Consider the following 22,807-nt stretch of genomic DNA (forward strand, 5'->3'; position numbering starts at 1 on the left):
GCGAAGGCATCTGATTGAAAGCTCCCCTACCTTTCACTTGCCCAAGCGATTGCCGCATCCGTTCCCGAGGGGTCGAACTGGCGAAGTTCGGCCTTGGTCAACACATCGGCGAACTTGGCGCCCCACTCCATCAAAGCCCCTTCGCCCACCACAGCGACGCGGCGGAAGTCATTCCTATGGGCTGTGTCGATTTTCAGATCTTCGAGCAGAGCGGACGGCCCATCGTAGCCTTCGAACCTCGTGAGATCGAGAACCAGGCCGGGCTTACTTGTCTCTTGCAGGCGCTCATGAAGCAGGGCGTGCATCCGTTTCAGGTCGCTTTCGCTGAGCTTGCCCTCGCAGGCGAGGCCAATCGTGTCGTCATGAGCTGTCAGTGTCTCGGTGAACATGGTTTTCCTCCTCTTTTTCCGGTTTGCCGTGACCGTAAAGGTCAGCGTTTTCGTGTGCGCGGTCTTCGTGCTCAAATTCCAGACTCGAATGACCGATGCTGAAATCGTCCTTCAGCCGGTCCTTGATCGCGGCCTTGATCTTTTCGATTTGACCCCAGCCGTCCGCTGTCAGCACGACGTGGCAGTCCAGAGCCGCCTCGTGCTCCTGCATCTGCCACAGATGCACGTGATGAACGTCCGCGACACCATCCACACCCCGCATCGCCTGAACGACGGTTTCATTATCGATGTCCGGTGGACTGCCGAGCATCAGCGTCCGAATCGGACCGCCGATCTCGGTAAATGCGAGGTAGAGGATGTAGAGAGCGATGCCGATGGTGATCGCCGGGTCGACCCACCGCATGTTGTAGAGGAGGATGAGCGAGCCGCCGATGATGACCGCCACGGAGGCCAAAGCGTCCGATAGGTTGTGCAGGAAGAGCGCACGGATGTTCACGCTGCCTTTCTGCATCGAATAGGTGAGCAGCGCCGTCAACGTGTCGACGACCAGTGCCACACCGCCCAGGATCACCACCGTCCAGCCCTGTACCTCTGGTGGGTCGATCATGCGCATGCCACCCTCGTAGATCAGGTAGAAGCCGATCAGGATAAGTGTCGTGTAGTTGATGAGCGCTGCGACGATTTCTACCCGCCCATAGCCGAAGGTCATGCGCTTGTCCGCCGGGCGGCGAGCGATCTTACGCGCGAAGAAGGCGATCACCAGCGACGCCATGTCCGAGAAATTGTGGAGGGCATCCGCGATCAGCGCGAGGCTGCCGGAAAGGATCCCGCCGACGATCTGCGCGACCGTCAGGAGGCCGTTGGCCCAGATGGCGATGGAGACGCGACGATCACCGGATTGAGGATCGATGTGGGCGTGGCCGTGATCATGCGGCACGGTTCGTCTCCTCATGGCGGTGGTTCGGCCGATCGAATCCGGGGACCGGCGGCAAGATTCCGCGGCGGATGCGGCGAACCCTGGCATTCATCCAGTGACGGATGACGTGGCGATAGAGCAAGTCGCGCACAAATCCGAAGTTCTGGCGGTGCTTTGAGTAAAAATCGTCGGGTGCGTTGAAGGTTCCAAGATCGCGAACAATACCGGTTTTCTGGATGTAGGTATCATTGCCGGACCAAGTGACAGGCGGGGCGCTCAGACACTCCGTTCCAACCCCGTAGCCGCACAGACTATCCGTCTCGCGGAATTTCTGCTGCAGCGTCTGCAGGAAAGGCGCGTCCAGGATGAAGCCTTCAAGATTGACCCATCCGTCGCCCAAGTCCACCTCTACCCAGGAGTGGAGGATTTCGGACGGCGCGAGGGGATAGACGAGTTCCGGAACGACGCCTCTCTGAAGCGCCTTGTGGATTGTGAACCCGTGCAGTCGGCAGCGAACTCCCACGCCACGCAGCAGGGCCATGAGGAGCGTGCCCTTGGTGTTGCACTGCCCGTGGCCATCTGCGAGGACCTCGGACGCCGGAATGTCGTCGGCGCGGTTGTAGCCGAAGGTAATCTCGTTCCTGACGAAATCGTAGATGGCCCCAATTCGGTCGTCGCTGGGAAGGTCTGCCCAGCCGCGCTCCTCGATCAGTTTTGCAATTGAGGTCGCGTCAAAATCCAGCAGCCGGGTTTTGGCCAAATGAGGGTCGGCGGGGTTCACGGGATATCTCCTCGAATCGTTCACGAGAATATGTAGTTGCTACAGTCACTGTAGCTTCAAGCCCCGATTTCAGGCCGAGTCCTTGGTTACCTGATCGTCATTGTGCACCGCCTTGTGGTGTTCACCATGCGCGTCTCTCAGGATTCCGACGCCACCCCAGGCCGCGATGCCGGCGACAATCACGCCCACGACAAGGTCCGGCCAATTCGTTCCGAGCCAGGCTACGAGCCCGCCTGCGACGACGATTCCGAGATTGGCCGCGAAGTCGTTCCAGCTGAACGTATTCGCCGCTCGGATGTTCACGTCCGGATCGCGAAGCCGTGCCAACAGCCAGACGCAAAGTGCGTTGATGGCCGCCGCTACCAGCGCCATGACAATCATGATCGTGCCAAGAGGATCCGATCCGCCGACGTAGCGGCGCCAGGCGTCATACAGGATTCCAAGGGCGAAGAGGATCAGCAGGCCGCCCGAAACGTTCGCCGCTCCGCGCTTCCACCTGGCGGAGCGGGACAGCGCGAAGAGGCTGATCGCGTAGACGAAACTGTCCGACAGATTGTCGAGGCCATTGGCGATAAGCGCGCTTGAATCGCCGAATGCGCCCGAGGCGAAGAAAGCGATTGCCAGCCCGATGTTAAGACCCAGCACGATCCAGAGTGTGCGTCTTTCCGTTGCGTTTCTCTGCTCCGCCATGCCGGGTATCCAAATTAGTGAATTGCCAATGAGTAACTAACACCGGGCTTTTTGCGTTCCGATCAAAGGTCGTCGAAATTGCTCAGGCGCCGATCTCTTCATGGTCGGTCAGGCATTCGGAATGGTCGCGCAGTACCTCGAGCACACGGCAATCAGAAGTCTGTCCGCCGCTGCACTCATGCACCATCCGCTTCAATTCCGTCCGCAGCGCCTCGAGCCGCGCCAATCGTTGCTCGACCTGTTTGAGTTGCCGACGGGCGATTGCATCCGCCTCTGCACAGGACTTTCCCGGATGATCGCTGAGATCGAGGAGCTCACGGATCGCGTCCAACGAGAAGCCCAGTTGCCGAGCGTGCCGGACGAATGACAAGCGGTCGAGTTCGGCGTCGCCATAGCGTCGTTGGCCCCCCTCGGTCCTGCCGGGCTCAGGCATAAGTCCGATCTGCTCGTAATACCGGATGGTCTGCACTTTTGTTCCGGTCTTCTTCGCCAGAGTCCCAATCGTCAGCATTTCCGCTCCCCACATTACCTACAGTGGGTGTAGCTTTATGCGGTGCGCATCACAAGCTTCACCTGAGTTTCACAGATAGGTGATTGTTGGCCGATCGGTGACAATCACGCTTGAACCTACAGTAGCTAGAGGATGTAAACGCACACAAAATATAGAATCAAGTTCGGGCGGAGCGGCGTGAGGCTTTCAGGTCTTCAGAAGGTATTGTGGGTGTTGGCGGGCGCGGCGGCGTTCGTTTTCATCTGGCTGTTGCTATGGTCCGACTACCGTGCCGACCTTGCCCGAGCCGAGAATGAACCACCGTTTCTTGCTGATTTCGAACTGACCGATCATCGCGGCATTGTCCAAACGGACGAAGATTTCGCAGGGCGCTGGATGCTGGTCTTCTTTGGCTTCACCAATTGCCCTGACGTCTGTCCGACAACACTGTCCGAAGTCGCGGCCGTGATGGAGGGCCTGGGCGATGAGGCGGCAGTGGTTCAGCCGATTTTCATAACGATCGATCCCGAGCGAGATACGCCGACGGCTTTAGCGGAGTACGTGCCCATGTTCGACGCAGGGATCATCGGGCTTACCGGTACACCGGAGCAGATCGCCGCGACATCCGAAACTTTTCCGATATTCTATGAACGGATCGAGCAGGCGACTGCGCCGGGCGGATACACGATGGGTCACACGTCGCATCTTTTCCTTTTCGACACGCAAGCAGGCTTCGCGGACTCCTGGCCCTACGGCACGCCCGCCGAAGAGATCCTCGCCGATCTGAGAGAGAGGATCTGATCGTCATGACCCGACTTTCCGGAGAGACGGCCCTCGGGCTGGCCTGGATCATCGCGCTCACCGCGTCGCTTGCAGTGCTCTTCATCGGCGAGGTTCTGGGGCAGACACCTTGCGTGCTTTGCTGGTTTCAGCGTGCCTTCATGTTTCCCTTGGCCATCGTCCTCGGGCTCGGGCTGTGGTGGCAGGATCGGCGCGTGGGTCGCTACGGGATCGCGCTGGCAATCGGGGGCGCCGCCATAGCGCTCTGGCACCTCGGCCTCTATGTCGAGCTGATCCCCGAACGCATCCAGCCCTGCACGGCGACAGGCCCATCCTGTACTGACGACAATCAACTGGTCTTCGGCATTCCGATTCCTCTGATGGCGCTCGTCGCCTTCGTGGTGATCGGGCTGCTGTCGGCTCTCTCACTGAAGGAAGCACAAGAATGAAACGACGCGGCCTCATCCTGTCCGTTCTCGCGCTCGGGGTCGCCGGTTTCGGCGGGGCCGCCTGGTATGCCACCCGCCCCGACCCGATTGCCGCGTCCGATCCCATCGACCCTGAAATGGCCAACGCGCTGATCCGACCCTATTCCCCGATCCTCGGGCCCGAGGATGCGCCCGTAACCATCGTTGAATTCTTCGACCCGGCCTGCGAGGCATGCCGCGCTTTCTATCCGGTCGTCGAGGATATCATGGCGGAGCACGGAGACGCGGTGCGCGTTGTAATCCGCTATACGCCTTTTCACGGCGAGGCGTCGGTAGAAGCGATCCGTGTGCTCGAGGCGGCGCGCATGCAGGACGTGTTTGAACCTGTGCTCGAGGCAGTCTTGCGAGAGCAGCCCAGATGGGCGTCTCACGGGACCCCGGCACCCGGATTGATCCTTGAGATTGCAGCAAGCGGAGGTCTGGATGTCGAAGCTGCCCGGACACAGATGCTGGCCCCCGGTGTTGTGGCGGTGCTCAACCAGGACCGCGCCGATGTCGAGACAGTCGGGGTCCGCCAAACGCCCACGTTCTTCGTGAACGGCAAGCCTCTCGATCCGTTCGGTGAGGCCGAATTGCGGAGGCTGGTGGCAGTGGAAGTTGCGGCAAGCCAAAGCTGATTTGCGGAGGCAGGAGAAACGAGTGGTGAAGAAGTTGAGATATACCAATGCATTGGCCGTGCTTTTGACGGTTGCAGGGCTGTCGGCCCCCGCACTGGCCGGTTCGGAGGATGTCGTGGTCGAGAATGCGTGGTCCCGCGCCTCGATCGGCGTCAACAGGCCAGGTGCCGCCTATATGACCGTGCGCAACACGGGTGAAGACGCCGTTACGCTGACCGGACTTGCGACACCGCTGGCAATGATGCCCGAGATCCATGAGTCGAAAACCAACTCCGTTGGCGTCAGTTCCATGGCACCTGCAGGCGAGATCACGATTGAGCCCGGCCAAAGCGTGGCATTGGAGCCGGGCGGGTTGCACGCCATGCTCATGAAGCTGCAAGAGCCGATGACCGAAGGCGAGAATTTCCCGCTGACACTGACCTTCTCGGATGGCGGCAAGGTGACGGTCGAGGTCCCAATCCTCGGAATCGCCGCGCGTGGACCGGAGGGCTGATGCAACGTCGGCAGGTCCTTCTATACGGCGCAGCCGGTGCCGGCGTTCTTGGCCTGACGCTCTTCGTGGGCTGGTGGCGGGTGGACGGGCCCGGTGCGCCTGAACCAAAAGGGCAGCGGCCCCTGCCCCTATCGGCGATGGAGTTCCGGCTGACCGACCACGAGGAAAATGAGGTAGGGCCTGGCAACCTGATCGGTCGTCCGACAATGGTGTTTTTCGGGTTCACCTACTGCCCGGACGTCTGCCCGACGACCCTATCGGATATTTCCGGCTGGCTTGAGGAACTGGGCGACGAAGCATCAGAGATGAACGTGGTCTTCATCACGGTCGACCCGGAGCGGGACACGGTCGAGGCCATGGCCGAATATGTCGGCTATTTTCATCCGGTCATTCGTGGTTGGACGGGGCCGGAAGACCAGATTGCCCGCGCTGCAGAAGGGTTTCGTGCCTCATTTGAGCGCGTCCCGACTGAGGGCGGCGGCTATACGATGAACCATACGGCAAGCGTATTCCTGTTCGATGCCGAGGGTGAGCTCGTCACCATGATCGACTATCACGAGCCAAGAGAATTCGCGGTGCCGAAGATCCGGCGCGCACTGACAGAAGACGTAGAGGGGGCAACATGAAGATAAGAACTGTCTTGGCGGCCGTTGCGGTCGCAGGCGCATTTTCGGTGACCGCCATCGCCATCTCTGGCGTTCTGTCCAAAGAACCGGTGCCCCCTGCGATTGCTGAAGCGACCCTCTGGACTCCCGATCCGCTTGCGCCGCCTCGGATTACCGAAACCAATTCGGTCCGCCCTACACTCGCCCAGGCAGATATCGCATTCGAGTTCAGACCCCGGCCCCTCCTGACCGTTTCCCCCGCTGATACCTCCTTGCCATCTATCGAGCCCCAGCTGGTCACCTGGTCGCGCGAGATTGCGTCGGGCGAGACGCTTGATGCGGTCCTTTCCGATGCGGGGCTGGATGCTTCGGATCGCGCCGAAATCGCCTTGGCGATTGGCGCGGAATACGATCTGCGCCGTCTGCGTCCGGGTCACATCATTACCGTGGTTTCCACAACGGACGACAACCCGCGTCGTGTAGAACTAGCCGTCGATGACGGTGTCCGGATAGAGGCGGTCTTCGGCGAACAGCTTGCCGCCCGCGTGTTGGAGCCGGATCCCGAATTGGTGACTTTCGCTGGCGAGGCGGTGATCGAGAGCTCGATTTTCGCCGCCCTAGACACGGCAGACATCCCCGCCCGTTTTGCGGTGGACCTGGCGCAGATGCTGGGCGGCACCGTGGATTTCCGTCGTGATCTTGCGGGTGGCGAGACGATGCGCCTCCTTTGGCGCGAGGCCCGAGACGGGAACAAGAGGATTGGTCAGCCCGAGCTTGCCTTTGCCGCACTGGATATCGATGGCTCGGTCTACGAGATCGTCTGGCCGAACGACGGCAGCGGCCAAGCGACGATCTATGTCGACGGAGAAGTCCTGCGCGTGTTTGCGCAACCGGTCGAAGGTGCACGGCTGAGTTCTGTGTTCGGGCGCCGCACCCATCCGGTCTACGGCAATGTACGGATGCACACAGGGGTCGACTTCGCGGCGGCGCGCGGCACGCCGGTACAGGCGACGGCGCCGGGCCGCGTTCGCTTCATCGGCCGACGCGGTGGGTATGGCCGGGTCGTCGAGATCGCTCATGGCTCCGACACCCTGACGCGCTATGCGCATCTGAGCGCCGTACCGGACGGGCTCACACAAGGGCAACGCGTGATGGCCGGAGATATGATCGGGCGGGTCGGTGCGACGGGTACCGCGACAGGCCCCAACCTACATTACGAAGTGCTGGTGGACGGTCGCCCAACCGACCCTCTCTCTGACGACCGATTGGCAGAGGCGGCCGAGCGTGAAGCGGACGACACGGCCGCGCTTGAGCGACTGCGTGAGGCGCGTTCACTTCTTGCTGAGAGGCTCGCCAGCGAATTTGCACAGACGACAACCGAAAGGCTTTGATCCATGAAACGATTTACTCCCGCCCTTGCCATCGCATTTGCCTTGCTTCCCGCGGCGCAGGCCGTCGCAGAGACGATTCAGATCGACGTCCGGAAGACAAACGGCTGCGGCTGTTGCCTGTCCTGGATGAAGCACCTCGAGGAGAATGGCTTCGCGCCGATGGGCGAGGACATGTTCGGAGGATCTCTTGTGCGCTTCAAACTCGACAATGGCGTGCCGCAGCGCATGGTGTCCTGCCATACTGCTCTGGTCGACGGCTATGTGATCGAGGGCCACGTGCCGGCGGCTGACATCCAACGCCTGCTGGAGGACCGGCCAGACGCGGTAGGCCTGGCGGTGCCGGGAATGCCCTACGGGTCGCCCGGCATGGGACCGGAGGACGACCGGGAGGCTTACGATGTCTTCCTGATCCACGAAGACGGATCGACCGAGGTCTACACCAGCTACTCGGCTCCTGACTGAACTCGCGGCAGAACCTTAACAATTGGAACCCCTCTCCCCCATAGCGCTTGGCTTTCTTGGAAGCCTGGCCGCCGGATCGCTGACCGCGGTCGGGGCGGTCCCCGTTCTTTTTGGGCGCATCCCGTCCCGGGCCACGCGCGATCTGCTGCTTGGCTTCGCGGCGGGTGTCATGCTCGCGGCTTCGTTCTTCTCGCTGATCATCCCGGCTCTCGACGCAGCTGAAGGACAGTTCGACAACGGTGCTCTCCCGGCGGCCATCGTATGTGTTGCGATCCTGCTTGGCATGGGCGCGGTCGCTCTGATGAACGAACGGCTGCCGCATGAACATTTCAAGACGGGGCGGGAAGGTCCCGACGCCGCATCGCTGCGGCGCGTCTGGCTTTTCATCATCGCGATCACTATCCACAATTTTCCCGAAGGGCTTGCCGTCGGCGTCGGGTTCGGGGCTGACGGTTTGTCGAGCGGGTTGCCACTTGCGATCGGTATTGGATTACAGAATGCCCCCGAAGGTCTGGCGGTGGCGGTTTCGTTGCTCGGCGAGGGCTATTCCAGGTTTCGCGCCTGGGGCATCGCCGCCCTGACCGGTCTCGTCGAGCCCGTCGGCGGGCTCATCGGCGCGGGTATCATCGGCATCTCGCAACCGCTGCTGCCTTGGGGTCTCGCCTTCGCAGCAGGGGCGATGCTCTATGTCATCAGCCACGAGATCATTCCGGAAACCCACCGGTCCGGACATCAGAACAGGGCGACGCTCGGCCTCGCGGTTGGTCTTGTGATCATGTTGTTCCTCGACGTCTGGCTGGGATAAGCGGATGAGATCTTGCCTCTTCGTCGGTCTGCTTGCCGCTCTGATCGCCTTTCTTGTCGATCAGGCAACGAAGGCAATCGTTGTTTCCAATGCGACTGTTCTTAGTTCCGGCGTATCGGTCTTTCCCGGCTTCAATCTCATCTACCTGCGCAATGACGGGGTGACCTTCGGGCTTCTCGGCGGTGCGCCGTGGTGGAGCCTTGTCGTATTGGCACTTGGCATCTGCGTCTGGTTGGCGGCTATGCTGATCCGTTCCAGCAGCCGGGTCGAGGCCATTGCCTATGGTGCGATCATCGGCGGTGCTCTCGGCAATATTCTGGACCGCCTGCGCTATCGTGCGGTGACGGATTTCCTCGATTTCTACATCGGGACGGCGCACTGGCCTGCCTTCAACATGGCCGATGTTTTTGTGGTTGGCGGCGTGATGCTGCTGCTCATTGCGCCGTGGGTTGGCGCTCGACTTCAGACCGATTCATGAAGCCGGGTTTGCCGCAGATCGTTAGTGAGGACCCGAACCTGTTCCAGCGCATGGGTCTTGCCCTTGCTGCCGGCGGATTGACGGTTTTGACCCTTCCGCCGTTTTCTTGGCTCATGGCGGTCCCTGTCGCCTTCTCAGTGCTCTTTATCGTTCTCCGGAACATCTCAACCTCGCGCGCTTTCCTTGTCGGTTGGGCTTTCGGACTGGGCCAATTCGGGATTGGAATTTCCTGGATCGCCGAGAGCTTTTACGTCGATGCCGAACGTTTCGGCGCACTGGCGATTCCGGCGGTCGCGGGTCTGTCCGCCGGACTTGCCATCTTCCCGGGCATGGCGGCGATGCTTTTTGCCGCCATCATGCAGCGCCGAGCTTTCGGCGGCATTGCGGCGGGCCTTCTGTTTGCAACCTGCTGGGTGGCCACGGAATGGCTGCGGGGTCATGTCCTGACGGGGTTTCCCTGGAACCTTGCCGCTTATGCCCTTGTCGATTATGCCGCCCTGCGCCAACCCGCCGCCTGGGTCGGCAGCTACGGTTTGGGCTTTCTCACGGTCTTCATCGGCATATTGCCAGGTGTGTTGACTGTGGCGGCGCCAAAGAGACGCGCGCCTGTTCTCGTGCTCTTCGCCGTTGCTGCGACGGGTTTCTGGATTGGCGGTGCGCTTCGGTCAGGGCAGGACGTGCCGCCGACAGACGTTGCTTTGCGCATCGTCCAAGGCAATGTGCCACAAGTCGAGAAGTGGGTACCGGGCAGCCGCCAGCGAACCTTGGAAAAATACCTGGGCTTGTCCGCGCAACCCGGACGTTTCGATGTGCTGCTTTGGCCGGAAACGGCCTTCCCCGGCTTTCTGGACGAAGATGCTGCGGCACGCGCGCGGATATCTGCAGCTTTGCCAGACGGCAGGATCCTACTGACAGGTGCGCCTGACCGAGTGGAGGGCGATGGGGGAACCAGATATTTCAACACGGTTCAGGCATACGATGGCACCAGTGAGATTCTGACGGGATATGCAAAACATCATCTCGTTCCGTTTGGCGAATATGTGCCGCTGAGAGGCTGGCTGCCCATCGAACGACTGACGGAAGGGTTGGGCGATTTCACGCCGGGACCAGGGCCGCGCACGCTGGCGATCCCTGGCGCGCCTCTGGTCACGGTGGCGATCTGTTACGAGATCATCTTTCCGGGCCACGTGGTCGATGACCTTTTCCGCCCCGACTGGATATTCAACGCCACAAATGATGCCTGGTTCGGAACCAGCATCGGACCCGAGCAGCACCTCGCCTCCGCGCGGATGCGCGCGGTCGAGGAGGGGCTTCCCGTGGTCCGGGCGGCCAACACCGGGATATCCGCGATCATCGACGCCAATGGAAATGTCGTCGCGCGTCTTGATACCGGGGAAACAGGCACCATTGATGCCGGCCTGCCGGGCGCGCGTACTCCAACGCCCTATGCGCGGTTCGGCGACTGGACCTTGTTGGTTCTTGTTTTTGGGTGCTGGGTCTTCGGCTGGCTGGCCAGTTTGCTCGGACGAGATCCCGATGCGCGGCATTTTGGAACGGAGGTATCCTGATGCTTGTGATCGTGAGCGCTATCGGAGGCGCGATCTGGGGTGGCTATCTGGCACGACGGAGGAGGGGGAATCACCTGGATATCCTCCAATATGCGGTAGCGTCTGCGATCGCCTTCGGACTTGTCGCCCTGTTTGCAACCATCGTGCTGTCGCGGGTTCTCGGCTAGCGAGCTTCGAAATTGCGCAAACGTGTCAGCGGCTTGAAGACCCGATAGCTCGAGGTCCCGATAGAGAATCGCGCGAATGTGCATCTAGGCGAGCTCATTTCTGATTGAGCCGTCGCTCGAACGCCTCCAATGTCGTCCCGCTGACGTGATGCTCGATCCCTTCCGCATCGCGTTCCGCGGTCTCTTTGTCGATTCCCAGGCTCAGAAGAAAGGCGACGACGACCCTGTGGCGGCGTCGGCAGATCTCCGCGAGGTCCTGCCCGGCATAGGTGAGGAATATCGCGCGGTATGGCTCCCGCCGGACCAGACCGGCAGCCTTGAGCCGCGAGATGTTCTTGGTCACGGTCGGCGGCTTCACGCCAAGCCGCTCGGCGATCTCGACCGGTCTGGCCTCCCCGCGCGTCTCGATCAGTTCCGCGATCAGTTCGACGTAATCCTCCGCCATCTCGCTTTCATGTGCCTGACGCACGGTCGCAAAGCCATCGGCCTGCGCCTCGGGAGCCCGGTCGACCGCTTCGAATGGCTCACGCCCTTGTGATTGTAGCTTTGTCATACTCGGGACTTTGCAGCGAAACAGCGGGATTGACAACTTGTTTGCTTCGGGTAGATAAGTTAGCCATGTCTAACTTTGTACTTTGGAGGCCGTGGTGATGCGAAATATTATGAGAGTGCTGCTCGCCACACTCGCAAGTGCGCTCCTCCTGTCCGGACCTGTCGCCGCGACGCCGGCCAAGGAGGCGCCTTGGCTTCCCGAGGCAGCGGCCTACCGTCTGACGCTCTTTCTTGGAAATCTCGAGCCTCTGCCCTGGGACGACATCGAGACCGCCTGGACGGAACCCTACCGGGGTTCGGAATTCTCTGTCGGGGCGCTGGCGTGGCTGGACCGCAAAAGCGATATCGAGCCCGACGGTCTCCTGGACGCTATAATGCGCGAAGACCTGCAGGCGGTCTTCGCCGAGGCGACGCGGCTTGTAGCGCTCAGGATTGAGGAGAATTTGGACCGTGCTCTCGCGGCCGAAGAATCGGCGACAGCACAGCTGGCGGTGCAGACGGCACGCGAACTCTACCGTGCGTTTGAGGATGGTATCGCGGCGGCCGATCCCGAAGCTGCAAGACGCATCGGCCTCGCCTGGCTGGAACTCAACAGCAGCACAGGTTCCGCTGGTGTTCTCGGCGCTGGCGCCACATCTGCGGATCGCGACACGATGGAAGCCGCCCGTGCAGTCATCTCCGGCTATCTTGCGGAGAACTACCTCCTGGACAGTTTCGCTCCGCGCCGGACGCTGAGCGCCCTGCCGGAAACAGCTGTGCTCAGCGGAAAGGCCATCGAGGTACCGCCAAGCCTGCCGCCTGGGTCCGACATCTTCGATCAGGACCCGCTGCCGCTGCTCGTGCTCAACTTCGAGGAACAGGGCATCGACGAGACCGATCTGCCGCTTGTTGCCTACGGCGACATGCTGTTCGACAGCGCGCAACTCTTTGGAAGCCCGGCGCAGGATCTCGGGATCGCCTGCTCGACCTGTCACAACCGCTCGGACGTCAACCAGCGGCTCTTCATCCCCGGCGCCAGCCACCAACCGGGCGCGATCGACGTGGACGGCGCCTTTTTCAACCCGATCTTCAATGACAGGCGCGACGACCCGCTCGACATTCCCAGCCTGCGCGGCTTGCGTTTTACCGGTCCCTACGGCCGCGATGGCCGCTTCGCCTCCTTGCGCGATTTTACCCGCAACGTGGTCGTCAACGAGTTCGGCGGGAAGGAACCGACGCCCTTCATGCTGGACGCTCTCGTCGCCTACATGCTCGAATTCGACTTCCTGCCGAATTCCATGCTGACGACTGATGGCCGTCTGACCGACACGACCCAAGAGGCCGCCCGGCGCGGCGAGGAGATCTTCAATACGCCTTTCGCCGGGCTCGGCGATCGGTCCTGCGCCAGTTGCCACGTGCCAGACGCGAACTTCCTCGACCGGCAGGCCCACGACATCGGCTCAGTCGCGCCGGGCTACGAGGGGGCCCGCGCCGGTGCGCTGGACACGCCCACGCTGCTCGGCACGGCCTATACCGCCCCCTATTTCCACGACGGTTCATTGCCGACGCTGGCCGCCGTCGTGGACTGGTTCGACGAGACGAAATCGCTTGGGCTTACCGAGGAAGACCGCGCCGACCTGACCGCCTATCTCGAGACCGTTGGCGCGGCAGACGAGCCCTATGAAGCCTTCGACACCGAGAACACCGCTTTCCGGCTGGCATTCGCCGAACTGACGACCTTCGCCTCGACAATCGATACGCTACTGCCGCGGCGGGACGCGGAGCATATCCTGCTGCTGACCGACACCGTGGCTGCGGACCTCTCGGCGGACGCCAGTACCATGTCGAACCTCCCCGCCCGGCCCGAGGTCTATGCGCTGGCCGAACGTCTGGCCGCGGTCGGCGCCGCCGTCCGTGCCGATGACTGGAAGGCCGCCGAAGCAAGCTGGACCGCGTTCAAGTCTGAAGCCGACGCAATCGAAGAGAGGGCATTCTGATGCCGGTCCATCTGACCCGTAGAACGATACTGACCTTGGTCGGCGCGGGCGCGGTGTCGCTGGCGACACCTCTCGCCGCGCAGGACGATGCACTGCGGCTTGCCTTCATCCCGCAGGAGAACCCCGACAAGCTTCTGGGGGACATCGAGGCCATCACCGGCTGGCTGGCCAGTGAGATCGGCGTCCCCGTCGAGGGGTTCGTTACCATCGACCATGCAGCGGCGGTCGAAGCACTGCGCAATGGTGACGCGGATATCTCCTTCATGGGCGCCCTGCCCTTCGTTCTGGCCGAGGCCGAGATCGGTGCCGTGCCGCTCCTGTCCGAGGTCTACCGCGACGCGCCGAGTTATACGGGCCGCATCTTCGTGCGGCGTGACAGCGGCATCGGCGCGCTCGCAGACCTGCGCGGACGCGACATCGCATTCGCGGATCCGATCTCGGAATCGGGCTATCTCTACCCGCTCGCCGAATTCGTTGAGGCCGGGCTGGTCGAGGGCCCCGGACAGGCGGAAGCATTCTTCGGCCGCGTCTTCTTCGCGGGCGGCTACCAGCAGGCGATGCAGGCGATGGCGGAAGGCTTGGTCGATGCCGCAGGCGCCAGCCAGTATGCCGACCTGCTTCTGACGCCGCAGCAACAGGCAGAGGTAACCTGGATCGCGGAAAGCGCGCCGATCCCGAGCCATTTGGTGATCGCTCGCCCGGGGCTCGATGCCGCTCTGCGGGACCGTTTTGTCGACGCAATGCTGCGGCTCAACGAGCCGGAGCACCGCAACAAGCTGCGCTATCTTTACGGACCAGATGGCTACGTCAGGGCCGACCCCGCCGCCTATGACGGCGTACGCGATATGGCAAGGCGATACGGGTTGTTGCGATGAGCACAGCTATCGAAATAGACGACCTGAGTTTTGCCCATACGGGCGCGGACCTCCCGGCGCTGGAGCGGGTCTCGTTTCGGGTTTCGGCGGGCGAGAGCGTCGCTTTGCTCGGCCCGTCCGGGGCGGGCAAGACGACCCTGCTGGCACTGCTCGACGGCAGGCTCCAAGGCTGGAGCGGGCGGGTATCGGTTCTGGGTGCGCCGCTCGATCCCGACCGTCCGCCGCCGAGCGCGCGCCGTTCGGATACCGGTTTCGTGTTTCAGGAGTTTGCATTGGTCGAACGCTCCACGGTTCTGCGTAACGTCCTGAATGGCCGCCTGGGGCGCATGTCTCCCCTGCGCGCCCTGATGGGGTCACCGACCAAGCACGATCTGGAGATTGCGCGCACGGCACTTGCCGATTGCGGCATTTCCGATCTTGCCGAACGCAGGGTCGACAGCCTCAGCGGCGGGCAGCGGCAGCGCGTCGCCATCGCGCGGTGTCTGGCGCAGGAACCACGGCTTATTCTGGCCGATGAACCGGTAAGCAACCTCGACCCCGCGCGTGCAGGTGAGATCCTGGCGCTGTTGACCGGGGCGGCGCAAGCGCGCGGCGCGACGGCGCTGTTTTCGTCGCACCAGCCCGACCTGGCGCGGCGTTTCGCGCAGCGCATCATCGGCATGCGGGACGGGCGGATCGTGTTCGATGTACCGACCTCCGAGTTGAACGATGATGCGACGGCGGAGCTCTATCGGGAGGTAGAGCCAATCCCCGGTATCGGCCTCAGGGCGGTGTCCTGATGGCGTTCCGCGGGTTTGGCGGCTTTGCGACGAGCGGTCTGATCGCAGCCGCGATCCTGTGGTCCTTCGCCACGACCGATGTCGAGTTGTCGCGTCTCATGTCGGCCGGCCCGCGCATTGCCGATTTCCTCGGTCGGATGTTTCCGCCTGACCCGACGGTGATGGCCGAGATCAGGAAGGGCAGCGCGGAAACGCTGAGGATCGCGATCCTCGGCACCCTCGGTGCTGTGATCCTGTCCGTTCCCCTCGGCATTCTCGCGTCTGAGACGATGGTATCGCCTGCGGTGTTTCGGCCGATCCGAACGCTGCTTGCCTTCATCCGGGCGATTCCGCTTATCCTCGTGGCCATGCTCATGGTGGGCGCTGTCGGGCTCGGGCCGCTGCCCGGCATCATCGCGGTCGCCTTTCATGCAACGGGGATGCTCGCCAAGTTCTATGCCGAGGCGATCGACGGCGTGTCCCGCGCGCCGATCGCCGCACTGGAAAGCGCGGGCGCCGGGCCGCTCGTGCGGCTCAGATACGCGATCTGGCCGCAGATGGCGCCGGTCGTCGCCCGCGACACGATTTTCCGGTTCGAGTTGAACCTGCGCGAGTCGCTGATCCTCGGCATTGTCGGCGCGGGCGGGATCGGCTTTTACATCCAGACCTACGTGCGCTCTTTCCAGTATGATAAGGCGGCCAGCGTCACGATTGCCGTCGTCGTCATGGTCATCGCCATCGAAGCCATCAACGTTGCGCTGCGCCGTCGTTTTGCCTGACTATCAGGCATAGATGTCGATGGGGGTTCCGTCCCTGACCATGGCGTAGATATCCTCGATTTGCCGGTCCGTGACGGAGATGCAGCCTGCGGTCCAGTCGCGTTTGTTCATCGGGTCGATCCCCTTGCGCGGCCCCCCGTGGATGAAGATGTCGCCGCCCGGCGATTTTCCTTGCGCCTCCGCAAACGCGATGTCGGCTTCGTTGGGATATGAAATGCCGATGGAGAGGTGGAAGAGGCTGTCCGGGTTGCGCCGGTCAATCAGATAGGAGCCCTCCGGCGTGCGGCCGTCTCCTTCGAACTGCTTGTGGCCTTCGGGCGCGAAGCCCAATCCGATGGGATAGGTCCGCAAGACATCATCCGTTCCGTCAAGAACCAGCAGCCGCTGCGCCTTGTATATACGCAGCCGGGTCACTTCGGGTCCGTTGTAGGACCGGAACTTGCTGGCACAGCCAGACAGGAAGGTGGCCAATCCGCCCAACAGCAAGACCCGCCGTGGAATTCTGGTATTCATCACTGCTCGACGCCCCTTTTGCGAGGTCTGGTTGATGTCAGACGTTACTCTACCGAAACCGCCGGATCAATGACCGTGCGCCAGTGCTCCTTTCGCCATCTGCTCGCCCACCGGTTCTCCGCCTGAAGGCCCGGCCTCAACCTGATGGCCGTTCAGGAGCCGAAGTGCGTTGGCGACCACCAGCAGAGACACGCCTACATCCGCAGCAATGGCGCCCCACATTGAGGCCATACCGAACGCGGTCAGCCCGACGAACAGCGCCTTGGTCGCCAGCGATATGCCGATATTCTGGTGGATGATCGTCATGGCACGGCGCGAATGGCCGATAAGCCAGGGTACCTTGCCGATGTCGTCGGTCATCAGCGCGATGTCGGCCGTCTCGATCGCGGCATCCGATCCGACAGCGCCCATGGCGATGGCATAATGCGCCCGCGCCATGGCCGGTGCGTCATTCACACCGTCGCCGATCATCGCCACCATGTCGTGGCTTTCGACGAGTTCCTCAATGGCCGTCACCTTGTCTTCTGGCAAAAGTTCGGCGCGCACCTCGTCGATGCCGACTTCGGCTGCCACCGCGCGCGCGGTGCGTTCGTTGTCGCCCGTCAACATCACGATGGTCTTCACACCCTGCGCATGCAGACGCGCAACGATCCCCTTTGCATCTGGGCGGATGCGGTCGCGAAGCTCCAGTACGCCGGTCACGCCGGTCTCGTCACCCACGGCAACGAGGGTGCTCCCTGCCCCTTCGATCCGATCCCGCAGATCCGCCGGAATGGCATTGCCGAACCCCTTCTCTTCGGCGAAGCGATCCGAGCCGAGCCAGATAGCGCGCCCGTCGGCGCGTCCTTCCAGACCGCGCCCGGGCACGGTACGGGTGTCCTCTGCGGCAGACACGGAAACACCATCGGCTTCGGCGCGCGAGAGGATGGCGCGTGCCAGCGGGTGTGAAGACCGCGCCTCCAGGCTTGCTGCCAGCGCCATGAGATCGCGTGCGGAAACGCCGACCAGTGGGTGAACCGCCGCCACCTCAGGCTCGCCCATGGTGATCGTCCCGGTCTTGTCCATCGCCAGTGCCGTGGTCCGCCCCGGCGCCTCGACATAGGCGCCGCCCTTGATGAGCACCCCCGCCCGTGCCGACGCGGTCAGCGCTGCCACGATGGAGACCGGCGTAGAAATGACCAGCGCGCAAGGACATGCGATGACCAGAAGGACCAGAGCATTGTAGAACCAGTAGTCCCAGGCGCCGCCGAGCAGCAGTGGCGGCACCAGCGCGATGGCGATCGCCAAAGCCATCACGATGGGTGTGTAGATGCGCGCGAACTTGGCCACCCACTGTTCGACCGGCGCGCGGCGGGCATGGGCATCGCCCACCATGCGAATGATTTTCGCCAGCACCGTGTCCGAGGCGGCTTTGGTCGCCCGCACCGTCAGTGTGCCCTCGCCGTTGATAGTGCCGGCATAGACCTCGTCGCCGGGCTCCTTGGGCACCAGTGCGCTTTCGCCGGTAATAGGAGCCTGATCGACGGCCCCTGCCCCGTCCACGACTTCACCGTCGAGAGGGATCCGGTCGCCGCCGCGCACGATAAACCTTGCATTGACTGCCACGGCAGCGGCCGGAACGTCGGCTTCCGATCCGTCGTCGTAAAGAACCCGAGCCGTAGGCGGCGCGAGGTCGAGGAGAGATGAAACCGCGTTGCGTGCGCGACCGACACTCCAGCTCTCAAGATAGAGCGACAAAGAGAAGAAAAACGCGACCGTCGCGGCCTCGAAGAATTCGCCGAGCCCGATGGCTCCTGCAACGGCCACCACCATCAGTAGGTTCATGTCTGGCGAAAGTCGCCGCGCCGAAGACCATGCCTTGGGCGCAACCAGCCAGACCCCAAAGAGGATCGCGACGGCGAAGATCCCTGCTTCCGCCATAGGCATAGGCACCTCGCCATGCCCCGCAAAGAGCCCGAGCGCGCCGCCCATGCCGGTCTCGACAATGTGAAAAAGGAATCCCGCCGCCCAGAAGCCGCCGCTCAACGAGGTAAAGCGCTTCTGACGTGCCAGATGCGCGGCCTGATCCTCTGCTGCGTTGTCGGCGTCCCACGGTTTTGTGCTCATGCCGGTACTCGCGACCAGTTGCGAAACCTCGTTGTCCGAAATTCCGACTGCGGTATCCAGAATCGTCATCCGACCATTGATGACATCGAACGCCAGATGCTCAGTCCCGCCGACTTTTGGACCGACCACCCTATTCAGGATTGCCACCTCTTCGGCACAATCTAGACCGGAAACTTGAAAACTTCGCCCATTCGAGGGGATGGATTGTGCCGGTCCCGTGTTGGCTCCAGCACCGCAGCACGCAGCACCTTTTCCATGAGAGTGGGGAACTACGCTCGCATGTTTGTGATCATCACCATGATCGTGACTGCAGTCAGAGCTGTGCTTGTGGTCGTGGCGGTGGCCATTGGAAGACATGGGATTGACCTCGGGATTCGTTCATTCCACATTGAGATAGCCCCTACAGTAACTAGAGCTTCAAGAGCAAAAACAGAAACTTGGTCAAATAAGGACACAGACCTGCGGAACCTTGAAACGCGCCGCTAAGTCTGAGGACGCGGCTGACCTGCCAAAGAGTGAGATAGATATGCTTCAAAAATATGCGGTGATCATGGTTGCAACATTGGCCCTGGCTGGCTGCGCGGTGCCTTCTAAGGAAGACAACGATCCATTCAGGATCGGAAATGTTCCAGAATCTGTCGCAGCCCTCGCTGCACCCGACCAGGATCTCATCACGGCACGGCTACGTCCCGAAGATAATTGCTATTGGTATGCCCATAGTGGGCCGGTGGAAACGACCTTGGTCCCGTTGCGATCGGCAGGCGGCAATCCCATCTGCGTCGCGCGCCAATCCTGATTGACGCGTCCAAGCGTCGGATTGACGGCGCGGCTTGGGTCAACTCTGCGGAGTCACGCTGTCCTCGGCCGAATATAGGAACGCCGTCGAGCCAATCTCCACATTCGGATACAGATCGTTTATGTGCGCCATGACCATCCGGACGCAACCGGAACTGGCTCGGCCGCCGATGCTTCGCGGCTGTGGTGTACCGTGGATGCGCAGATAGGTGTCTCGGTCCCCGACATAGAGATAAAGCGCCCGTGACCCGAGCGCGTTCTCAGGTCCGGGTTCCATACCGTCAGCGATGTCGGCGTAGAGCTCCGGGTCGCGGTCAATCATGTTCTGTGTTGGCTGCCAATGCGGCCACCTGACCTTGCGCTTGATCGTGTAGACGCCTGGCTCATAAAGTTTGCCACGAGCAATCGCTACGCCATAGCGCATCGCCGTGCCGCCTTCCTCGATATGGTAAAGATAGCGCGCGACAGCATCGACATGGATGTCACCGGCCACAAGACCATCTTTAGTTATAACCCGCTGCGGCAGAAAGCGCGGGTGCAGGCCCCACGGGTTTGATGTGGCTGGGTTATAGCCCGGCGGTGTAATCTGTGCATCCCAAGCCGCCTTTTCCGCTTCAGTGGGCCAGGTGTCAGCGAGGAGCGGACTCGAGATAGACGCCGAGAACAATGCGGCAGTCGTCTGGATGAAGTGTCGTCTTGTCAGCATGTATCGTGCTCCGCGCAGTTTCTAATTTGGTGCTGGATCTGTCAGATCAATTTCTTTCATGCTAAAACGTCTAGCCACTAGAGGTTCAAGGGTTAAATTTTCACTTAACCGCGAGAAGCAGAGAATAGAATAGCGATTTCAATGCTAGACGTTCACGCGCCAACTGGGTCAGCAAAGGGCTAAATCTGAAAAGGCTTCTCTACTATATCGTTGCGCGCCACATCCGATAGCGCCCCTGCCCGGTCACCTCACGGATCAGACCCCGCGCTTCCAACCAGCTAAGGTTACGTTGAACAGCGGCGCGGCTGGCGCCAGTCAAGATCTCGGTCATCGGTGCAGAGACGAGTGGCCACTCGATCAGTACAGCGCGAAGAGCAGGTGGCGTCTTGCCCGAGAGCGGCGCCATTTCGGTGTCTGCGCGCATAGCCCATGCCTCTATGTCGTCTAGGTGCCGCATCGCGCTCAGGGATGCTATCATCATCCCATCGAGCCAACGCGACAGACGGTCAGCGGGTGGGCCGCCAGCGCGCAGCCCCCCTGATCCGCCCATGGCCAGAGGTACAAAGACCGCCCCCCTTCCCGCACCGGCCGCAATCCTTGCGGCTGTGACTGCCGCCTCCATCCCGTCTCCGTGCTGTCCGAGACCCGCGAGGTTCCAGAGGTGGAAGCCCATGCAGGCGCGGCTGATCGGATGCAGATCGACAGCTCTCGCCATCAGATCCAGCCACCCGCTCGCACGATTCATGAAAGGTTCGGCATCATCACCAAGGTTCTCGGGGTCGCGGCGGTCGAGAAAGGCGGAAAGGTCCACCTCGGGCCCCGGCCCGCCGCTCAAACGGCGAACTGCCCATCCGACACGCGCGAGTGCTGCGGTGTCCTCCTGAACGCCTGATAGGCGCATGGATATCCAAAGAGCAAGGCGATCCGGGCCGATACGATCACCCACAAACCAGCTGAGGTCAGCTGCCTCGATCAGTGCAAGCCTGTGTCGCCATCCTTCGGGGCCGCGCTTCAGGCGGTCGTGCAGCGCGCCGACGCGACCAGCTACACTGGCAAGACGCGCGGCGAGGCCCGCCTCTGCTTTCCGCCAGTCATCAAGGACCTCGGTTTCACGCGGTTCGGTCCGTGGTCCGGGTGGCAGATAATCCGGCTCTTCTTCCATCGGACCGGGCAGGAACCAAAGATCCTCCTCTGACGACTGTCCCACCTCTTCAGCGTCGAGGAAGAGAGCATCAAAATCATCATGTAATGTAGGCGCTTGAGGCTTCATATGTGCAAAATACTAGAATTTTGCACTTTACTAAAGGGTTTTGTCAGAGTGCGACCACGCTCTTTATATGGTACGCGCGGGCGATGGTCGGCGAGGGCTCTCACATCGCGCTCAGCCTATGGAAACCAAGGGCTTTCCGCTGAACCAGGCCACAGAGAGCATCCTTGCATCCGTTTACAAACGGTCGTTTAGTAGCGATATCTTAAATTGCAAACGGCCCGATTTCATGCCCCTGATAGGCTACGCCCGTGTTTCCACAGAGGATCAGACCCCCCTGCCCCAGTCTGAGGCCCTGCAAACTGCGGGTTGCGTCGAGATCTTTGAAGAGCACGCCTCGGGCGGCAATCGCGCGCGCCCGGTGCTGGCACGCGTGCTCGAACGTGTCCAGAGCGGCGACACGCTGGTCGTTGTGCGGATCGACCGGCTTGCGCGGTCTCTGTCGCACTTATTGGAGGTGATCGAACGTCTCGAGGCCAAGGGGGCTTTCTTTCGCTCGCTCCAAGACCCGATCGACACATCCTCACCACAGGGCAAGTTTACGCTGCAGGTTCTGGGCGCCGCGGCCGAGTTCGAACGCGCTCTGATCCGCGAACGCACCAAGGCCGGGCTTGCTTCTGCGCGGGCCAAAGGGCGCGTAGGCGGCAATCCTGGACTTCGCGTCAAAGACCCCGCCGCGCTGCGCAAGGTGCGGCTGGCGCGACAGGACGGCTACATGGAGCGCTTGAACGAGACAGCACAGGATTGGGTGCCCCATGTGCGCCGTTTGCGCCCCGATATGGCTTGGGAAGACGTGCTGCGGATCATCAATGGCCCCCTGCCCCCAGATCGCCATTGGACACAAAGCCGACTGCTCCGTGCCGTGAAGGCCTATGTCAGAGACGGGTTTCTACCAGATGCAGTGCTTGGCCGCGCCGGACGTCGCGAAACCGATGACCGCCTGCCTGCCATCGTGGCGGCCATTAAGGGTGCGGACCCCAACATCACGCTCCAGGCGATCTGTGACCGGCTGGAATCAATGCGCGAACGCACACCGCGTGGACGGGCCAAATGGCAACCGTCCTCTGTGAAGATGCTGCTGGAGCGGGCTGAACAACTTGCGTTGCTAGAAAATGACAATGCGATGAGCAAGTAGTTGACGTGATCGCCGCTCCGCAGCGGATTCTCATCCGGTACGTTGCCGCATTGTACGCGAAGGCCACAGGCCGAACATACTTGTGTTTCAGCTGTGCTCGCCCACTAGATGTGGAAAAACCTTGCGCGAATCCGACTCTTGCGCCAATAGTCACGGAAACGAGGCAAAAAACGTCAATTTCCGTGAACACGCCAAAGACGCGATGTCTCGGAAGCGAGAGGGCAG

26 protein-coding genes are annotated in these 22,807 nt (G+C 61.7%); 16 read left to right on the plus strand and 10 right to left on the minus strand.

The features are described 5' to 3' along the window. Window positions 1-26 precede the first annotated feature (26 nt). The 5 genes from FIV09_RS19565 to FIV09_RS19585 form a co-directional block, all read right to left on the minus strand. Window positions 27-389, minus strand: coding sequence for an STAS/SEC14 domain-containing protein (locus FIV09_RS19565; protein WP_152453293.1), 363 nt, complete (start codon window positions 387-389; stop codon window positions 27-29). Continuing rightward, on the minus strand, window positions 361-1,326 hold the full coding sequence (locus FIV09_RS19570) for a cation diffusion facilitator family transporter (RefSeq protein ID WP_007803480.1): 966 nt from the start codon (window positions 1,324-1,326) through the stop codon (window positions 361-363). The genes FIV09_RS19565 and FIV09_RS19570 overlap by 29 nt, the downstream gene beginning before the upstream one ends. Further along, the gene (locus FIV09_RS19575; protein ID WP_005645237.1) at window positions 1,316-2,086 is read right to left on the minus strand and encodes a transglutaminase family protein; all 771 of its coding nucleotides are present in this window, start codon (window positions 2,084-2,086) and stop codon (window positions 1,316-1,318) included. Before FIV09_RS19575 ends, FIV09_RS19570 begins: the two co-directional genes overlap by 11 nt. A gap of 69 nt (window positions 2,087-2,155) precedes the next feature. Further along, complete coding sequence (locus FIV09_RS19580) at window positions 2,156-2,776, minus strand: cation transporter (protein WP_152453295.1); 621 nt, start codon at window positions 2,774-2,776, stop codon at window positions 2,156-2,158. 82 nt (window positions 2,777-2,858) lie between these two features. Next, window positions 2,859-3,287, minus strand: a complete 429-nt coding sequence (locus tag FIV09_RS19585) for a helix-turn-helix domain-containing protein (RefSeq protein ID WP_007803476.1) — start codon at window positions 3,285-3,287, stop codon at window positions 2,859-2,861. Window positions 3,288-3,500: 213 nt separating this feature from the next. On the opposite strand from FIV09_RS19585, the gene FIV09_RS19590 reads away from it, so the two are divergent. The 10 genes from FIV09_RS19590 to lnt are packed head-to-tail and all read left to right on the plus strand — an operon-like array spanning window position 3,501 to window position 10,953. Next, the gene (locus tag FIV09_RS19590; RefSeq protein WP_040643209.1) at window positions 3,501-4,067 is read left to right on the plus strand and encodes an SCO family protein; all 567 of its coding nucleotides are present in this window, start codon (window positions 3,501-3,503) and stop codon (window positions 4,065-4,067) included. Between the two features lie 5 nt (window positions 4,068-4,072). Further along, window positions 4,073-4,495, plus strand: coding sequence for a disulfide bond formation protein B (locus FIV09_RS19595; protein ID WP_046002647.1), 423 nt, complete (start codon window positions 4,073-4,075; stop codon window positions 4,493-4,495). Further along, complete coding sequence (locus FIV09_RS19600; protein ID WP_050532586.1) at window positions 4,492-5,151, plus strand: thioredoxin domain-containing protein; 660 nt, start codon at window positions 4,492-4,494, stop codon at window positions 5,149-5,151. The genes FIV09_RS19595 and FIV09_RS19600 overlap by 4 nt, the downstream gene beginning before the upstream one ends. Window positions 5,152-5,173: 22 nt before the next feature. Beyond that, complete coding sequence (locus FIV09_RS19605) at window positions 5,174-5,644, plus strand: copper chaperone PCu(A)C (RefSeq protein WP_005647556.1); 471 nt, start codon at window positions 5,174-5,176, stop codon at window positions 5,642-5,644. Beyond that, entirely contained in the window at window positions 5,644-6,270 is a 627-nt protein-coding gene (locus tag FIV09_RS19610; RefSeq protein WP_152453297.1) for an SCO family protein, read from the plus strand. Before FIV09_RS19605 ends, FIV09_RS19610 begins: the two co-directional genes overlap by 1 nt. Continuing rightward, entirely contained in the window at window positions 6,267-7,640 is a 1,374-nt protein-coding gene (locus FIV09_RS19615) for a M23 family metallopeptidase (protein ID WP_152453299.1), read from the plus strand. Before FIV09_RS19610 ends, FIV09_RS19615 begins: the two co-directional genes overlap by 4 nt. A gap of 3 nt (window positions 7,641-7,643) precedes the next feature. Beyond that, on the plus strand, window positions 7,644-8,102 hold the full coding sequence (locus FIV09_RS19620; RefSeq protein WP_050532589.1) for a DUF411 domain-containing protein: 459 nt from the start codon (window positions 7,644-7,646) through the stop codon (window positions 8,100-8,102). Window positions 8,103-8,124: 22 nt separating this feature from the next. Next, window positions 8,125-8,907, plus strand: coding sequence for a ZIP family metal transporter (locus tag FIV09_RS19625; protein WP_152453302.1), 783 nt, complete (start codon window positions 8,125-8,127; stop codon window positions 8,905-8,907). A 4-nt stretch (window positions 8,908-8,911) separates the two neighbouring features. Next, entirely contained in the window at window positions 8,912-9,385 is a 474-nt protein-coding gene (lspA, locus tag FIV09_RS19630; protein WP_048535494.1) for a signal peptidase II, read from the plus strand. Further along, window positions 9,382-10,953, plus strand: coding sequence for an apolipoprotein N-acyltransferase (lnt, locus tag FIV09_RS19635; RefSeq protein ID WP_152453304.1), 1,572 nt, complete (start codon window positions 9,382-9,384; stop codon window positions 10,951-10,953). The genes lspA and lnt overlap by 4 nt, the downstream gene beginning before the upstream one ends. A gap of 261 nt (window positions 10,954-11,214) precedes the next feature. Here the strand turns inward: lnt and mntR are convergent, their stop codons facing one another. Then, on the minus strand, window positions 11,215-11,673 hold the full coding sequence (gene mntR, locus FIV09_RS19640) for a manganese-binding transcriptional regulator MntR (RefSeq protein WP_152453306.1): 459 nt from the start codon (window positions 11,671-11,673) through the stop codon (window positions 11,215-11,217). A gap of 97 nt (window positions 11,674-11,770) precedes the next feature. Between mntR and FIV09_RS19645 the strand changes: the two genes are divergently transcribed. Genes FIV09_RS19645 through phnE form a run of 4 tightly spaced genes read left to right on the plus strand, consistent with a single transcriptional unit; the run spans window position 11,771 to window position 16,060 of the window. Beyond that, window positions 11,771-13,648, plus strand: a complete 1,878-nt coding sequence (locus tag FIV09_RS19645) for a cytochrome c peroxidase (RefSeq protein WP_152453308.1) — start codon at window positions 11,771-11,773, stop codon at window positions 13,646-13,648. Beyond that, a complete protein-coding gene (locus FIV09_RS19650; RefSeq protein ID WP_152453310.1) occupies window positions 13,648-14,523 on the plus strand; it encodes a phosphate/phosphite/phosphonate ABC transporter substrate-binding protein in 876 nt (291 codons plus the stop codon). The genes FIV09_RS19645 and FIV09_RS19650 overlap by 1 nt, the downstream gene beginning before the upstream one ends. Then, window positions 14,520-15,302, plus strand: a complete 783-nt coding sequence (locus FIV09_RS19655) for a phosphonate ABC transporter ATP-binding protein (protein WP_152453312.1) — start codon at window positions 14,520-14,522, stop codon at window positions 15,300-15,302. Before FIV09_RS19650 ends, FIV09_RS19655 begins: the two co-directional genes overlap by 4 nt. Beyond that, on the plus strand, window positions 15,302-16,060 hold the full coding sequence (gene phnE / locus FIV09_RS19660) for a phosphonate ABC transporter, permease protein PhnE (RefSeq protein WP_152453314.1): 759 nt from the start codon (window positions 15,302-15,304) through the stop codon (window positions 16,058-16,060). The genes FIV09_RS19655 and phnE overlap by 1 nt, the downstream gene beginning before the upstream one ends. 3 nt (window positions 16,061-16,063) lie before the next feature. Here the strand turns inward: phnE and FIV09_RS19665 are convergent, their stop codons facing one another. Both FIV09_RS19665 and FIV09_RS19670 read right to left on the minus strand, forming a co-directional pair. Continuing rightward, window positions 16,064-16,573 (minus strand): murein L,D-transpeptidase family protein, encoded by a 510-nt coding sequence (locus FIV09_RS19665; protein WP_371417790.1) that lies wholly within the window; start codon window positions 16,571-16,573, stop codon window positions 16,064-16,066. A gap of 66 nt (window positions 16,574-16,639) precedes the next feature. Further along, the gene (locus FIV09_RS19670) at window positions 16,640-18,826 is read right to left on the minus strand and encodes a cation-translocating P-type ATPase (protein WP_050532596.1); all 2,187 of its coding nucleotides are present in this window, start codon (window positions 18,824-18,826) and stop codon (window positions 16,640-16,642) included. Window positions 18,827-19,205: 379 nt separating this feature from the next. Here FIV09_RS19670 and FIV09_RS19675 point away from each other — a divergent pair, with 379 nt between their 5' ends. After that, the gene (locus FIV09_RS19675) at window positions 19,206-19,475 is read left to right on the plus strand and encodes a hypothetical protein (protein ID WP_005613342.1); all 270 of its coding nucleotides are present in this window, start codon (window positions 19,206-19,208) and stop codon (window positions 19,473-19,475) included. A gap of 39 nt (window positions 19,476-19,514) precedes the next feature. Here the strand turns inward: FIV09_RS19675 and FIV09_RS19680 are convergent, their stop codons facing one another. Together FIV09_RS19680 and FIV09_RS19685 are read right to left on the minus strand one after the other, a co-directional pair. Next, a complete protein-coding gene (locus FIV09_RS19680; protein ID WP_005613343.1) occupies window positions 19,515-20,180 on the minus strand; it encodes a L,D-transpeptidase in 666 nt (221 codons plus the stop codon). 202 nt (window positions 20,181-20,382) lie between these two features. Then, window positions 20,383-21,450, minus strand: coding sequence for a hypothetical protein (locus FIV09_RS19685; protein WP_050532597.1), 1,068 nt, complete (start codon window positions 21,448-21,450; stop codon window positions 20,383-20,385). Window positions 21,451-21,676: 226 nt separating this feature from the next. On the opposite strand from FIV09_RS19685, the gene FIV09_RS19690 reads away from it, so the two are divergent. After that, window positions 21,677-22,582, plus strand: coding sequence for a recombinase family protein (locus FIV09_RS19690; RefSeq protein WP_152453326.1), 906 nt, complete (start codon window positions 21,677-21,679; stop codon window positions 22,580-22,582). Window positions 22,583-22,807: the final 225 nt, after the last annotated feature.

It is taken from the genome of Roseivivax sp. THAF197b, assembly GCF_009363255.1.
Lineage (GTDB): Bacteria > Pseudomonadota > Alphaproteobacteria > Rhodobacterales > Rhodobacteraceae > Roseivivax.